We start from the raw sequence: 14,527 nt of genomic DNA, 5'->3' as shown, positions 1-14,527 counted from the left end.
GCGGTCTAGGGTGGTCGCACGCGTCCCGGTGTCGCTCGACGGGCCAGACATAGCGACGGCCCAGGCATCAGGGGCGCGTTCGTCGTGCGGTCCACAGAGGTACCGCGCGGCGCAGGGTCGATCGAGGAACGGGTGAGCAGGGTGCCGACCGGCAGGGTCAAGTGGTACGACTCCGAGAAGGGGTTCGGGTTCCTCGCTCAGGACGGCGGTGAGGACGTCTACGTCCGGAAGGCTGCGCTGCCGGCCGGGGTGCAGGCGCTGAAAGCAGGGCAGCGCGTCGAGTTCGGCATGGCGGAAGGCCGCCGCGGACCGCAGGCGTTGTCGGTGCGGCTGGTCGATACGCCGCCGTCCGTCGTGGAAGCCACCCGGCGGCCCGCCGAGGACCTGCACAGCCTCATCGAGGACATGATCCGGCTGCTGGAGACCAAGGTGCAGCCCGACCTGCGCCGCGGCCGCTACCCGGAGCGCAAGACGGCCAAGCTCGCTGCCGAGGTGGTGCGTGCGGTCGCGCGGGACCTCGACGGCTCGTAGCCGCGTCACCCGGTCGTGTTGAGCACCCAGCTTGCGCGGATCGGGAACTCGATCTCCCCGGTCTCCGGGTCGGCCTGCGGCGGCGGTCCGTACTGCTGCACCTGGGCGGTGACGAGTCGGTCGTTCGGTGCCGGTAGCTCGAGCGTGTAGTCCTTCTGCGCGTTCGGGGCGAACACGGGGCTGCGTCCGTCGGTCTGCGTCCCGTTCGGGTCGCGGTAGGTGAACACCACCTGCCACGGCGTCTCGGAGATGTCCTGCGGCACCGTCACCTTGAGCTCGGTGCCCACCGGCACGGCGAGCCGCACGGGAGCCCCCGGGTCGCCCGTGCAGTCGGTGAGCTTGATGTCGCAGTACTGGGTGGGTCGCGCGACGGCGGTGTCCTGCCCGGCCGCGAACGTCACCTCGGGCGGAGCCGCGCTTCCGCATCCGGCCAGCACGAGTGCTGCGACCGGAAGCGGGAGAAGGCGGCCCAGGTGACGAAGACGGCGTGGCACCGGTCCACCCTACGGTCGGCCGGTCAGCGCACCGCCCGGGCTGGTGGGGGCGCCGCGGAGCGCACCCGGTGGCCGAGGAACGGCAGCAGGCTGCCGCCGCGGCTCACGAGTGCCGTCTGCACGCCTGCCAGCGCGACGACGGCCGCGACCACCGCGAACCCGATCCAGAACGTGGTGTGCGGCAGCAGCACGCCCAGCGCGCCGCCGAACACCCACGCCAGCTGCAGCACCGTCTCCGAGCGACCGAACGCCGACGCGCGCGACTCCTCGGGAAGGTCGCGCTGGATCGCGGCGTCGAGGCTGACCTTGGCGATCGCGCTGGCGGTGGCCCCGATGAGTCCGACGAGCGCCGCTGTGAGGATGCCCGGGAACACGGCGGCAACCACGGCCACGGTGACGGCGGCCGCGATGCAGGTGAGGATCGTGCGATCCGACCGGCCGAACTGGCGACGGGAGCCGACCGCGTTGCCCAGGAACGACCCGGCCCCCGCCGCGGCCCCGACGATGCCGATCAGGAACAGCTGCCGGGTCGGGTCGGACTCCGTCTGGCCCTTCACCACGAACGCGACGAACAGCGTGAGGAACCCGGTGAGCACGCGGACCGCGCCGTTGCCCCAGAGCGAGACCACCACCGGCCGGCCCATGGGGCTGCGCTTCCCGCGCCTGGTGGTGCGCAACGTGGCCGGCACCTCGCCTGCCGTGGACTCCACCCACCGCGGGATCCGCAGGCACAGCACGGTGCCGACGACCGAGAGCGCGGCCGTGTAGAACAGAGCGCCCGGTGATCCGGCGAAGGACGCCACGCCGGCGGCTCCGGCACCGAAGACGCCTCCTGCGACCAGCCCGAACGTCGTGAGGCGCGAGTTGGTGGTGACCAGCGTGATGGTCGGTGGCAGGACCCTCGGGGTGACCGCCGCCTTGAGCACCGAGTACGACTTGCTGAGCACGAGCATGCCGAGCGCGGCCGGGTACAGCAGCCAGGTGTCGTAGGAGAACGCCATCACCACCGCGAGCACCGCCCGGCCGGCGAACGAGACGGCCAGCGCGGCGCGGCGCCCCCGCTGCAGCCGGTCGAGCAGCGGCCCGATCACCGGCGCGACCACGGCGAACGGGGCCACCGTGATCACCAGGTAGAGCGCGACGTTGGCCTTGCTCTCCGCGGTGGCCGCGGCGAAGAACAGCGTGTTGGCCAGCGCGACCGCCACGGCGGCGTCGACCGCGTAGGTCATCATCGTGGCGTAGGTCAGTGCGGTGAGCCCGGAGCGATCGGCGCCGTCGGCGGTGGCGGCCCGCTGGAAGGCGCGGATCCCGTTCTGGGTCAGCTGCCGGCTGCGCATCGCCGCCACCCGCGTGACGGTGAGCTTGCGTGGCATCTGCTGCGTGGGGGGCTGGCCCTCGGGGTCGGGAGCCGGCGGCGGGCCCGCGTCCGGGCGGGGCACGTCGTCCGGGGCATCGGCCGCGGGACGCGTGGTGGGCTCTGGGGGCGGCGGCCACGACGGGGGCGGGGTGCGGCGGTGGGCTGCCGGGTCGTAGTCCGGGTCGTCGTGCCAGGGGTAACGCCGTCGCGGCTCGTACGGCGACCGCTCGGATGTGGAGGACGGCGTGCGGGTCGCCGGCTCCGTCTCCAGCGGGAGGGTGCGATGTGGGGTGGCGGGCGGCGCGACCTTCGCGGTGCGCTCGCCGTCGACCGTGACCCACGTCCGGCGGCCGCCCCGCCGGTTGCGGCGGGGCGGGAAGGATTCGGAGCGGGGCACGTGGTCATTCTGACGTATCGGCGGCCTTTTCGCGGGCCTTCGCCGCGCACCCGAAAGGTGCCCTCGCACGGCACCAGATCAGGCGAATCGCGGTCGGGACGGGAGTGGGCGACCCGCCGGTGCAGGTGCGTGGGCGCGAGTCAGGCCGGGACGAAGCGGACGCGGAACATCGACGGCCAGTTCTTCCCGGTGATGAGGAACTCCCCGCCACCCACCGCGGCGATCCCGTTCAGGACGTCGGCGTTGGCGCGCTGTGCCTGGTCCAACAGGCCTGCGGCGTCGACGACCGCCGTGACGTGCCCCGTGGCCGGATCGATGCGCACGATCTGGTCGGTCTGCCACACGTTGGCCCAGACCTGCCCTTCCGTGCACTCCAGCTCGTTGAGCTCGGTGACCGGCTGCCCGTCGAGTGTGACGGCGACCGAGCCCATGTCGGCGAACGTGGTGGGGTCCTGAAAATGCAGCTGGTCGCTGCCGTCGCTGCGCACGAGCCTGCTCCCGTCGTGGCACAGCCCCCAGCCCTCGTCCGCCAGCGGCAGCCTGCGCAGCAAGGTGAAGTTCGTCCGGTCCCACTCCAGCACCACGTCGTCGCGCCACGTGAGCTGCCAGATGCGGTCACCGACGACCGTGATGCCCTCTCCAAAGAGCCTCTCGGGCAGCGGGACGGACCTGCGCACGGCGCCGGTGGCCGGGTCCAGCTCGCGCAGCTGGGACTTCCCGGCGAGTCCCGTGCCCTCGTACAGGCCGCCGTCCGCGATCTCGAACCCCTGCGTGAACGCGGTGGAATCGTGCGGCAGCACGGCCAGCACCTCCGGCCGCAGGGCAGCCGCTCCGGCGTCGGGGACCGCGGCAGGGGAGGCGGCGCCGCACCCGGCGAGCATGAGTACCAGCGCCCCGACGAGTGCATGCCCGAAGGTCATGGCGTGGAGGGTGGCACAATCCCTTCGGTGAACGCTGTACCGACCCTCGACCCGCCTGTCCGGCTCGTGGCTGCGGTGGAGCAGGCCCGGTCCGCTGCCATCGACGAGGCTGCCCTCGACGTGGGCGCCGCCGCCGCTCCCGGTCTGGTCGGCGAGCACCTCGAGGCTGTGTCGGAGGGGCCTGGCGGCGTCACCCACTACTTCGACGCCACCTACGGCGGCTACCGCGGCTGGCGATGGTCGGTCACCCTGGCCACCGGCGGCGACGACACGCCGATCACGGTGAGCGAGGTCGTCCTGCTGCCCGGTCCCGATGCCCTCATCGCACCGGCCTGGGTGCCGTGGGGCCAGCGCGTCCAGCCCGGCGACCTCGGCGTCGGCGACCTGCTGCCCGCCCCGGAGGGCGATGAGCGGCTCGTTCCCGGGTACCTCGCTTCCGCCGACCCCGCCGTCGAGGAGGTCGTGGTGGAGGTCGGCCTCGGCCGCCCGAAGGTGCTGTCGCGCCGGGGCCGCGAGCTCGCCGCGCAGCGGTGGTTCGAGGGCCCGCACGGCCCGGCATCGGACATGGCTCGCGCTGCCCCCGGTCGCTGCGGGACCTGCGGGTTCTTCCTGCCGATCGCCGGCTCGATGCGGGGCGCGTTCGGGGTGTGCGGCAACGAGTACGGCCCCGCCGACGGAGCCGTCGTCGCCGTCGCCTTCGGGTGCGGGGCCCACTCCGACGTGCAGGTGGAGCCGGTCTCACCGGTGGCCGTCGCCGAACTCGTGTACGACGACGGGGTCGACCTGGAGACGGTCGAGAAGGGGTGAGCGCACCCAGCGTCGGCGCCGCGAGCGTCGTCATGGATCCCTTCGGTACGGCCGCACTGCGTGCTGCAGTGCTGGATTCCTGGGCGGGTTCACCCACCCGCTTCCGCGAGGACGCCAACGCCGAGGAGGACCTGCGCCTCGGCGGCTACGCCGACGCGTGGTTCGTCGAGCTCGCCCAGAACGCCGCCGACGCGGCCCGCGCCGCCGGGCAGCCCGGACGCCTGCGCGTCCAGGCAGTCGACGGCGAGCTGCGGGTGGCCAACACCGGCGTACCCCTGGACGCGGCCGGAGTGGCGGCGCTGGCCTCCCTGCGGGCATCGGCCAAGCGCGACGACCCCGGTTCCGTCGGCCGGTTCGGGGTCGGGTTCGCCGGGGTTCTGGCAGTGTCGGACGCGCCGCGGGTGGTGAGCACCGCAGGCGCGGTGGCGTTCTCCGCGGGGCGCACCGCCGAGGCGGTCGCAGCGCTCCCCGGACCGGCGGCCGAGCTGGCCCGCCGCGACGAGCCACCCGTGCTGCGACTGGTGTGGCCGGTCGATGAGCGGCCGCCCACCGGGTTCGACACCGAGGTGCGGTTGCCGGTGCGTCCCGGCGCGGACCTGCACGCACTGCTCGCCCAGGCCCGCGCGGGCGCTCCCGACCTGCTGCTCGCCCTGCCCGACATCGTCGAGATCGCCGTCGGGGACGACGTGCTGACCAGGGTCGACGGACCGGGGCCCGGTGAGGTGTCGATCGGCGGGCGGCGTTGGTTGCTCGCGCGGCGGGACGGCACGCACGGCGCAGACGATGCGCGGACTCAAGCCACGGAGGAACGGTCGCGCCGTGACTGGACGGCCTGCTGGGCGCTGCCGCTCACGGCCGACGGCAGTCCCGACCCGCTCTCCGGAGACGTCCTGCATGCCCCGACCGCCGCGGCCGAGCGGCTGGCGCTGCCCGCGCGGCTGATCGCCACCGTGCCGCTGGAGCCCGACCGCCGCAGGGTCCGTCCGGGGCCCGCCGCCGACCGGGTGCTGGCCGGCGCGGCGCAGGCCTACCTCGAGCTCGTGCGTGCGGTCTCTCCTCTCCAGCGGCTCGCACTCGTGCCCGAGCCCGGATTCCCGCGATCCGAGCTCGACGGGCGCCTGCGTCAGCTGCTCCTCGACGCGCTGCGTACCGCGGCCTGGCTCCCCGCCGCCACCGGCGCGGAGCTCGTGCCCGGCCGCGCCGAGTGGCTCGATCTGCCCGGTGCCGATCTTCCCGGTGCACCGCTGCCCGGCCTGCTCGCCGAGGCCGGGTTCGACCGGCTGCTGGCTCCGATGGCCACCACAGCCGGGCCTGCCGCGCTGGCCGAGCTGGGTGTGCACCGGCTGACCGCGGCCGAGCTGGTCACCCGGCTCTTCGGCGTCGAGCGTCCGGCCGCGTGGTGGCGCACTCTCTACGCCGAGGTGGCACCGATCGCCGACACGGTGCCCGGCCTCGTCGACGAGCTGCGTGCGCTCCCGGTCCCGCTGGCCGACGGCCGCGTCGCCGCAGGCCCGGCCACAGTGCTCCTGCCGCCCGAGGACGGCACCGATGCCGCGCGTGCGGTGCAGCACATCGCGACCCTCGCCCTGCCCGGCTTACACGTGGCGGACGCTGCGGCCGTGCACCCGCTGCTCGGCCGCCTCGGTGCCACCGTCGCCGACCCCGCCGGGCTGCTCGAACACCCCGCGCTGACCGAGGCCGTCGAGCGGTCCGTCGACGATGCCGAGGCCGGCCTCGACACCGGGCCGCTCGCCGAGGCGGTGCTGGAGCTGGTGGCCGAGCTCGGGAGCGCGCCCGCCGGTCTCGCCGCGCTGGCGCTGCCGGATCGCGAGGGACGCCCTGCCCGTGCCGACGAGCTGATGCTGCCCGACGCCGCGCTGCGTCCCCTGCTGGCCGCTGACGTCCCGCTCGACGTGCTCGACGAGGGCCTCGCCGCGCGGGTGCCGCGGTCGGCGCTCACTGCCGTCGGCGTCGTCGACGGGTTTGCGGTGGTCACCGACGAGGAGCCGGTTTCACCCGACCACGACCTCGACGACGAGGAGCGCTGGTGGGACTCACTCGATGCGCCGCCCACGCGGCTCGTCGCGGTGCGCGACCTCGACCTCGTCGCCGACGATGCCTGGCCTGCCGCGCTCGCTCTGCTCGGAGCGGTCCGGGAGACGCGGGCCGCAGTGATGGCGCTCGGCTCGTACACCGCGTGGTGGCTGGGCAGGCACGCGCGGCTCGGCGGTCGCCGCCCCGGCCACTGGCGCCTGCCCACAGCGCATGCTCTGGCAACGCTCTACGACCCGCCACCCACACCCGACGACGCCCCCGGCGTCTTCGACGACGAGGCCCTTCTGGCTGCCATCGGGGTGCGTGCGGACCTCGCGATCACCGACACTGCGGTGGCCGCCGACCTGCTGGCCCGGCTGGTCGACCCGGACCGGCACCCCGACGTCGCGCTCGTGGCAGACGCGCACGAGGCGCTGGCGGAGGCGGTCGCCGAAGGACGCGTCCGTTCCGCCGACCTCGACATGCCGGAGCAGGTCAGAGCGCTCGACGGCAGTGTCGCGGACGTCGACGTCGCGATGGTGCTCGACGCGCCGTGGCTTGCGGCGGTGCTCCCGGCGGGTGAGCTCGTCACGGGCGGCGACCCGGTGGCGTTGGCCGAGCTGCTGGACCTCCCGGCCGCCTCCGAGATCGTCGCCGCCGACGTGGAAGGGCCCGGACGCACGGTGCGCTGGGCGGAGATCAGCGATGTCGTGGTGGCGTGTCACACGCTCGGGGTGCCGGTGCCCCCGGGTGAGCTCGCGCTCCACGACGAGCTGTGGGTGGTGGTGCGACGCCCGGTGAGCGGCCGCTTCAGGGTGCTGAGCTGGCGTGATGCGTCGGGACGGTGGCATGCCGCCGACCCGTTGCGGGCCCTGCTCGGTCTGCTCACAGAGGACGAAGCCGTCGGGTGATCGACGTGGACGCGTGCTACACAAGAGCCCGTGACCTCCGCCAGTGACGGTGCGGCGCGCCGACCCCGCCGGGTGTGCCTGCTGTCCGTGCACACCTCGCCCCTGGAACAGCCGGGCACCGGCGACGCCGGCGGCATGAACGTCTACATCGTGGAAACCGCCCGGCGGATGGCTGCCCGCGGTGTCGACGTCGAGATCTTCACCCGGGCGACCTCGTCGGAGAACCCGCCGGTGGTGGAGCTGACACCGGGTGTGCTGGTCCGGCACGTGGTCGCCGGACCGTTCGAGGGGCTCGGCAAGCACGAACTGCCGAGCCAGCTCTGCGCCTTCACGGCGGGCGTGCTGCGCACGGAGGCCCGCCACGAGCCCGGCTACTACGACATCGTGCACTCGCACTACTGGCTCTCCGGACAGGCAGGCTGGCTCGCGAGAGACCGCTGGGGAGTCCCGCTCGTGCACAGCGCCCACACGCTGGCACGCGTGAAGAACGCGGCGCTCGCCGATGGCGACCCGCCGGAGCCCAAGGTCCGGGTGATCGGCGAGGACCAGGTGGTCGCCGAGGCCGACCGCCTCATCGCCAACACCGACGAGGAGGCGCGCCAGCTCGTGGAGCTCTACGGCGCCGACCCTGGGCGTACCGCCACCGTCGCGCCCGGCGTGGACCTCGCCCGCTTCACCCCCGGCGACCGCGGCGCGTCCCGGCAGGCGCTCGGCCTCGCCCCGGACGCCGTGGTGCTCGCGTTCGTCGGCCGGATCCAGCCGCTCAAGGCTCCCGACGTGCTGCTGCGCGCAGCGGCCGAGATGCTCCGCCGCGACCCCGGGTTGCGCTCACGGCTCGTCGTGCTGGTCGCGGGAGGCCCATCCGGCAGCGGCCTGGCCGAGCCCACGGCGCTGCAGGAGCTGGGCTCCTCCCTCGGGATCACCGACGTGCTGCGGTTCCTGCCTCCGCAGACGAGGCAGAACCTGGTGGACGTCTACCGGGCGGCCGACGTCGTCGCCGTGCCGAGCCACAACGAGTCGTTCGGGCTGGTGGCGTTGGAGGCCCAGGCCTGTGCCACGCCGGTGGTCGCTGCGGCGGTCGGCGGGCTGTCGGTGGCCGTGGCTCACGGCCGGTCCGGGCTGCTCGTGCCGGGGCACCGGGCGGAGCAGTGGGCCGACGCGCTCGGCGCAGTGGTCAGCTCTCCCGACCGCCGCGACGAGCTGGGCAGCGGTGCCGTGCAGCACGCGCAGAAGTTCTCCTGGGAACGCACGGCCGACGCGCTGTTGACCACCTACGCCGAGGCGGCCGCCGAATATGCGGAGCGCCAAGGGCTGGTGGTGCGCCCGGCGATCCCGGCGGGATGATCGGTCCGTGAGTACGGAGGACGTGGCGGCGGTCGAGGAGCGGGTGGCGGCCGCGCTGGCCGAGCTGGAGGCCGACCACCATCGGCGCGGAGCGGGGCAGTTCCTCGTGACGCTGCCCGGCACCAACCGGCTGCAGACGCACTGCTGGCTGCTGGTCCGTGAGCATTCGCTGTTCGTGCAGGCCTTCGTGTGCCGGCAGCCCGACGAGGACCACGACGCCGTCTACCGGTTCCTGCTGCAGCGCAACGCCCGGCTCTACGGCGTGCACTACGCGCTGGACCGGGTCGGCGACATCCACCTGATCGGACGGCTCTCCCTGCACGCCGTCACGACCGCCGAGCTCGACCGCGTGCTCGGTCAGGTGCTGGAGGCCGCCGATGGCGATTTCAACACCTTGCTCGAACTCGGCTTCGCCTCCTCGATCCGCCGCGAGCACGCCTGGCGGCAGGAGCGCGGCGAGAGCCTCGCCAATCTGAAGGCCTTCGAGCACCTCTTCGACTGACGCACTTGCCGTTCTTGCAAGATCGCTTGTCAGCCGGCGGCGTCAGGCTCGACAGTCGAGCCCTTCGCAGAAGGGAACATCGATGGACGAACGCTTCACCGCTCCGTTCTGGGACGAGCGCTACAGCTCGGCCACCCGCATCTGGAGTGGTCGGCCGAACCCGCAGCTCGTGGCGGAGGTCGACGGTCTGTCGCCCGGCACCGCCCTCGACGCGGGCTGCGGCGAGGGCGCCGACGCCACCTGGCTCGCGCAGCAGGGATGGCGCGTGACCGGGGTGGACGTCTCCGCCGTCGCCCTCGCACGTGCCGCAGCCCATACAGATCCGGAGATCGCCGACCGGATCACCTGGCAGCAGGTCGACCTTCTCTCCGGCTGGGCTCCCGAACAGCTGGCCAACGACCTGGTCAACTCCCAGTTCCTGCACTTCCCCCGTGCCGTGCGCGACCAGGTGTTCGCAGGCCTCGCCGCCTCGGTCGCCCCCGGCGGCACGCTGCTCGTCGTCGGGCACCATCCGTCCGATCTCGAGACGACCGCGCGGCGGCCGCAGGACCCTGACCTGCTCTTCACGGCGGAGGAGCTCGCGGCGGCCCTGGATCCCGGCCAGTGGGACGTCCTCGTCGCCGAGGCCAGACCACGCCTGGCCGACGACCCGGACGGCCGGGAGATCACCATTCACGACGCCGTCCTGCGGGCCCGTAGGCATCCCTGACCCAGGTCGGCATCCGGGTCGTTCCAGCGTTCGTGACGCGATCGTGACCAGTCGCGACCAACCGTGATCCACGCCGTCACCGTCCTTACCCCGACACCCCGGGCTCGCCGGGGCGAGGAGGCGGTGACGGTGTCTCGGTGGGGCAGACGCAAGACGGTGGTGGCCGCGGTGGCGGTGGTCGGAGTGCTTGCGGTCGGCACCGGTGTGGTGCTCGTCGGCTTCTCGCCGGGGGGTAGCTCGCCGGGAGTCGCGACCGTGGCTCCCGCCCGCCCCAGCCCTGGGCTGGTGGAGAAGGGCGTCCCCATGGACGGCGGGGCCGGGGCGTACTCGGAGCGTGCGGCCGGCAGCGATGCGCGCTCGGTCGCTCCGCCCCAGGCCGTGGCTCCGGACAAGGCGCCCGATCTTTCGGTCGGCACCGTGCAGCGGGAACTGGTGCGCACCGCCCAGATCTCCGTCGAGGTGAAGGATCCGACGGCGTCGTCGCGGCAGGTGCGGACTGCGGCCGCCGGCGTGAACGGGTTCGTCACCGAAGAGCAGTCGAGCGACACGGGCGGCCTGCTGGTGCTCCGCGTGCCGGCCGACTCGCTCGATCGCCTCATCGACGACATCGCGGCCGTCGGGCGGGTCGTGGGGCGCAGCAGCCAGGTGCTCGATGCCACCGAGCAGGTCGTCGACCTCGACGCGCGGGTGACGAGCCAGCAGGCCAGCGTCGCTCGGGTGAGGGCGTTGCTCGCGGAGGCCGTTTCGATCGGCGATGTGGTGGCCATCGAGTCGGAACTGGCGCGCCGGGAGGCCGACCTCGACTCGCTGACGCGCCGGCTCGAGGCCCTGCGCGACCAGGTGGCGCTGTCGACGTTGACCGTCGATCTGCGGTCGCCGGGAGCCCCTCCGGTGGGCGACCAGCCCCCTCCGGGATTCCGGGACGGTCTGGTGGCGGGCTGGGACGGGCTGCGTGCGGCAGGCACCGCTGCGGCCGCCGTAATCGGGTTCCTCTTGCCGTTCCTGCCGGTGGTAGCCATTCTGGGCGGGATCATCTGGCTGAGCAGGCGGGTAGTCCGGGCTCGGAGGGCGCCGGCATCCGCAACCGCGGGTGGGCGGAGCGGCCCGGGATCTGAGGGGGAGTCATGAACTCGGGCCACTCCGCTTACACCACCGCATCAACCGCGCGATCGGGGGCACCGCACGGTTGTGGGCTCCGGTCACGGCGAGGGGACGCCGCGCCCGGCTCGGTGCCGGCGAGTGGGGCTCACCGGACCGACGACGATCACGATGTCAGTGATTCATGACCAGAACAACACTTTCGTGTTACCCCATTCGGGTGTTTCGGTCGTGGGATCCGTGACCTCGCGTTCGACTTAGAGTTGGTGCCGCCTGATCTATGCGCCGTTTGGTGGAACCGGCAGAGTGCTGACAGTCGCAAGGGAGCCCTGAATATGCCTGTCCGTAGTCCCTACCCGGATGTCGAGGTCCCCGAGGTCTCGCTCTTCGACTTTCTTTTCCGTAACTTCGGCGAACGGGCTGATGCCGCGGCGCTGGTGGACGGCGGGTCCGGAGCGACCGTCACCTTCTCCGAGCTGGAGCGGATGGTCCTGAAGATCGCCGCGGGGCTCGCGGAGCGTGGCGTCGGCGCGGGTGATGTAGTAGGCATGTTCGCCCCGAACACGCCGCTCTACCCTGCGGTGTTCCACGGTGTGCTGCGCGCCAACGCCATCGTGACCAGTGCCAACTCGCTCTACACGCCTGGTGAGCTCGCGCACCAGCTCATCGACTCCGGCGCCAAGCTGCTGTTCACGGTCTCCCCGTTCCTCGACCGGGCGGCAGCGGCGGTCGCCCAGGCCGGGCTGCCTCCGGAGTCGATCATTCTGCTGGACGGGCAGGTGGACGGCCATGCCTCGCTCGGCGACCTACTGGCGAGCGAGGTGGAGCCGCCTGCGCAGACGGTGGGCGCGCAGGACACCGCAGTGCTGCCCTACTCGTCGGGTACCACCGGGCGCGCCAAGGGCGTGATGCTCACGCATCGCAATCTGGTTGCGAACCTGTTGCAGATCGAGCGCATGGGAAAGGTCTCCTCGGAGACCAGGATCCTGGCTGTGTTGCCGTTCTTCCACATCTACGGCATGACCGTGATGATGAACCAAGGTCTGCACAAGCAGTGCACCGTGGTCACTATGGCGAAATTCGACCTGTCGGAATTCCTTCGTGTCATCGCGGAGTATCGGGTCAATCGCGTCTACATCGCTCCTCCGGTGGCTGTCGCACTAGCCAAGCACCCGATGGTCGACGACTACGACCTGTCCTGCATCGACGTCATCTTCTCGGGTGCCGCCCCACTCGACGCCGAACTCGGCCACGCGGTCGCCGCCCGCCTCGGCTGCACCGTGCTGCAGGGCTACGGGATGACGGAGCTGTCCCCGGTCAGCCACTGCATGCCCGACGACCGCCAGGACATGGACCTCAACAGCTCCGGTTTCGCCCTTCCCAACATCGAGTGCAAGCTCGTCGACCCGGATACCGGCCGGGAGGTTGGTCCCGGTGAGCGGGGCGAGCTGTGGGTCAAGGGCCCGAACGTGATGAGCGGCTACCTGAACAACCCCGAGGCCACCGCGATCACGTTGGACGACGAGGGCTACCTGCACACCGGGGACGTCGCCACGGTCACCGAGGAGGGCGTGTTCTCGATCGTCGACCGGGTCAAGGAGCTGATCAAGTACAAGGGCTACCAGGTGCCGCCGGCCGAACTCGAGGCGTTGCTGCTGACGCACGACAAGATCGCCGATGCCGCGGTCATCGGGGTGCGGGACGCCGATGGCGAGGAGGTGCCCAAGGCGTTCGTCGTCCGCCAGGCGTCCGGGGCCGACCTCACCGCCGAGGACGTCATGACCTTCGTCGCGGAGCGCATCGCGCCGCACAAGAAGGTGCGCGTGGTGGAGTTCATCGAGGAGATCCCGAAGTCCGCCTCGGGCAAGATCCTGCGCAAGGACCTGCGTGCCCGCGAGGCCGCATCGACCTGAACCGCCGGACCGGCGGCGCCGGCGGGGCGGTCCGCGGATTGCTCCGCCGACGCCGATGAGTTCGTGGCTTGCGCCGGGTCGTAACCGGCATGAGCGATACGGATGCCGGCCTGGGCAAGGTCGTCGTGAACAGGTCGATGTCGCTGGACGGCTTCATCGCCGGCCCCGACCACGCGATGGACTGGGTGATCGAGTACTTCAGAGAGGACCCGTTTCCCGAGGTCATGGCGGCCACCGGCGCCATGCTCATCGGCCGGCGCACCCACGAGGTCGCCAAGCGGATGTCCGACGAGAACACCGGCTACGACGGGGGGCCGGTGTTCGTCCTGACGCACCAGCCGCCGGACGAGCCGGAGCAAGGCGTCACGTTCCTCACCTGCGACCTCGCGGAGGCCGTCGCCAAGGCGCGCGCCGCCGCGGGCGGGAAGAACCTGGAGATCCTCGGTGCCGACGTGGCCAGCCAGTGCCTGCAGCGAGGGCTCGTCGACGAGGTTCTGGTGTACGTACTGCCAGTGCTGCTCGGTGACGGCGTGCGCTTCTCGACCTCCGGGCTCGGCCGGATCGACCTGGAACCGTTCAGCAACACGCAGGCGGGTCCCGTGACGATGCTCCGCTTCCGCGTGCGGAAGTAGGCCGCACTGGTTCTCCTTGCCCCACCGCTCCGACGAGCAGTGCGGCCAGGAGGCGCGCTGGATGGATGACACGGACGATGGCCCCGCCCCCTTCACGCGCACTGTCCACCGTGGAGGCCGACGCCAGATTCGATCCGCACCGCTTCCGTGCTGGGACGTCACGCCGAATCCAGGACCCGTCGGCCCAGCTCCAGCGCCGCCTCGGCGTGCTCGCGCGTCAGCAACACAGCCGGATCTCGCCGGGCCGCGGCCACCTCGCCCAGTGGAGCGGCGAGATCTGGCCAATGAGCACCAGCCAGATGCAGCGCTTGGCTTTTACCGACGATCGCACCGGTGTTGATCGTGTGCCACAACCGCGCGGGTCCCGGAGCGACCCAGAGGATGGCGTCGCGGCCGATCGCGCCGTCGCCGATCCCGGACCGCCGAGCCTGCACTTGCTGTAAGAGCGGCTTCCAGTACTCGACGAGGTTCTCCCGGCAGTAGGTGACGACCTCTGCGGGCGTGACGGGTGGGTTGGGAGGCTCCCCGCGAACGGTGATCGCGTAGGCACGCAGCTGCTCCCAGAGCACCGGAACCAGGTCGCCCCTCCGCTCCGTGTGGAGGACGCCCTCCCGTCCCCAGGCGAAGCTCCGTGCCTCGTGGACCGGCTTCTCCAGCTCGCCACGAAGCACGTAGATGACATCGAGGTCCTGGCTCTGTGCGTCGGCGAGCACCCTCGGGTCGGGCGGAGCCGCCAGCTCGCAGACCAGATCCAGATCTGACACCCCGGATACGAAGTCGTTCAACGCCACCGAGCCGACGATGTGAGCTCCGACCACGAGCCCGGGCGCAGCAACATCCAGGACAGTGAGGTGATCGGTTGCGGATGCCACGTGGTC

At 72.1% G+C, this 14,527-nt stretch carries 13 protein-coding genes; 9 read left to right on the top strand and 4 right to left on the bottom strand.

Annotation, left to right across the window (positions count from 1 at the left end; all coding sequences use genetic code 11):
* Nucleotides 1–141 precede the first annotated feature (141 nt).
* Entirely contained in the window at nucleotides 142–531 is a 390-nt protein-coding gene (locus ABD743_RS30945) for a cold-shock protein (protein WP_241040337.1), read from the top strand.
* Nucleotides 532–536: 5 nt separating this feature from the next.
* Here the strand turns inward: ABD743_RS30945 and ABD743_RS30940 are convergent, their stop codons facing one another.
* From ABD743_RS30940 to ABD743_RS30930, 3 genes are all read right to left on the bottom strand, one after another.
* Nucleotides 537–1,025 carry a DUF2771 family protein gene (locus tag ABD743_RS30940; protein ID WP_344726028.1) on the bottom strand — a complete coding sequence of 163 codons (489 nt, stop codon included), beginning with the start codon at nucleotides 1,023–1,025 and terminating at the stop codon, nucleotides 537–539.
* A gap of 23 nt (nucleotides 1,026–1,048) precedes the next feature.
* Complete coding sequence (locus tag ABD743_RS30935; protein WP_344726026.1) at nucleotides 1,049–2,779, bottom strand: MFS transporter; 1,731 nt, start codon at nucleotides 2,777–2,779, stop codon at nucleotides 1,049–1,051.
* 140 nt (nucleotides 2,780–2,919) lie between these two features.
* Nucleotides 2,920–3,699: a glutaminyl-peptide cyclotransferase gene (locus ABD743_RS30930; protein ID WP_344726024.1), complete on the bottom strand. Its 780-nt coding sequence runs from the start codon at nucleotides 3,697–3,699 to the stop codon at nucleotides 2,920–2,922.
* Nucleotides 3,700–3,726: 27 nt separating this feature from the next.
* Between ABD743_RS30930 and ABD743_RS30925 the strand changes: the two genes are divergently transcribed.
* The 8 genes from ABD743_RS30925 (at nucleotide 3,727) to ABD743_RS30890 (ending at nucleotide 13,649) form a co-directional block, all read left to right on the top strand.
* Nucleotides 3,727–4,506 carry a DUF3027 domain-containing protein gene (locus ABD743_RS30925; RefSeq protein WP_344726023.1) on the top strand — a complete coding sequence of 260 codons (780 nt, stop codon included), beginning with the start codon at nucleotides 3,727–3,729 and terminating at the stop codon, nucleotides 4,504–4,506.
* Complete coding sequence (locus ABD743_RS30920; RefSeq protein WP_344726021.1) at nucleotides 4,503–7,451, top strand: sacsin N-terminal ATP-binding-like domain-containing protein; 2,949 nt, start codon at nucleotides 4,503–4,505, stop codon at nucleotides 7,449–7,451. The genes ABD743_RS30925 and ABD743_RS30920 overlap by 4 nt, the downstream gene beginning before the upstream one ends.
* A gap of 30 nt (nucleotides 7,452–7,481) precedes the next feature.
* A complete protein-coding gene (gene mshA, locus ABD743_RS30915) occupies nucleotides 7,482–8,795 on the top strand; it encodes a D-inositol-3-phosphate glycosyltransferase (RefSeq protein WP_344726019.1) in 1,314 nt (437 codons plus the stop codon).
* 43 nt (nucleotides 8,796–8,838) lie between these two features.
* The gene (locus tag ABD743_RS30910; protein ID WP_379658906.1) at nucleotides 8,839–9,297 is read left to right on the top strand and encodes a type III secretion system chaperone family protein; all 459 of its coding nucleotides are present in this window, start codon (nucleotides 8,839–8,841) and stop codon (nucleotides 9,295–9,297) included.
* Between the two features lie 82 nt (nucleotides 9,298–9,379).
* Nucleotides 9,380–10,006 (top strand): class I SAM-dependent methyltransferase, encoded by a 627-nt coding sequence (locus ABD743_RS30905; RefSeq protein WP_344726017.1) that lies wholly within the window; start codon nucleotides 9,380–9,382, stop codon nucleotides 10,004–10,006.
* 123 nt (nucleotides 10,007–10,129) lie between these two features.
* Nucleotides 10,130–11,134 (top strand): DUF4349 domain-containing protein, encoded by a 1,005-nt coding sequence (locus ABD743_RS30900; protein ID WP_344726015.1) that lies wholly within the window; start codon nucleotides 10,130–10,132, stop codon nucleotides 11,132–11,134.
* A 305-nt stretch (nucleotides 11,135–11,439) separates the two neighbouring features.
* Nucleotides 11,440–13,017, top strand: a complete 1,578-nt coding sequence (locus tag ABD743_RS30895) for an AMP-binding protein (protein WP_344726013.1) — start codon at nucleotides 11,440–11,442, stop codon at nucleotides 13,015–13,017.
* 89 nt (nucleotides 13,018–13,106) lie between these two features.
* The gene (locus ABD743_RS30890) at nucleotides 13,107–13,649 is read left to right on the top strand and encodes a dihydrofolate reductase family protein (RefSeq protein WP_344726011.1); all 543 of its coding nucleotides are present in this window, start codon (nucleotides 13,107–13,109) and stop codon (nucleotides 13,647–13,649) included.
* A 158-nt stretch (nucleotides 13,650–13,807) separates the two neighbouring features.
* Here ABD743_RS30890 and ABD743_RS30885 read toward each other — a convergent pair whose 3' ends face one another.
* Nucleotides 13,808–14,440, bottom strand: a complete 633-nt coding sequence (locus ABD743_RS30885; protein WP_344726009.1) for a hypothetical protein — start codon at nucleotides 14,438–14,440, stop codon at nucleotides 13,808–13,810.
* Nucleotides 14,441–14,527: the final 87 nt, after the last annotated feature.

This window comes from Pseudonocardia yunnanensis, assembly GCF_039534065.1.
Lineage (GTDB): Bacteria > Actinomycetota > Actinomycetes > Mycobacteriales > Pseudonocardiaceae > Pseudonocardia > Pseudonocardia yunnanensis.
This window is presented reverse-complemented; position numbering and strand designations above follow the sequence as displayed.

What these genes read in the sequence shown, in the direction of transcription:
- ABD743_RS30930 (WP_344726024.1), bottom strand. Translation starts at nt 3,699, where the DNA reads ATGACCTTCGGGCATGCACTCGTCGGGGCGCTGGTACTCATGCTCGCC.
- ABD743_RS30905 (WP_344726017.1), top strand. Translation starts at nt 9,380, where the DNA reads ATGGACGAACGCTTCACCGCTCCGTTCTGGGACGAGCGCTACAGCTCG.
- ABD743_RS30895 (WP_344726013.1), top strand. Translation starts at nt 11,440, where the DNA reads ATGCCTGTCCGTAGTCCCTACCCGGATGTCGAGGTCCCCGAGGTCTCG.
- ABD743_RS30890 (WP_344726011.1), top strand. Translation starts at nt 13,107, where the DNA reads ATGAGCGATACGGATGCCGGCCTGGGCAAGGTCGTCGTGAACAGGTCG.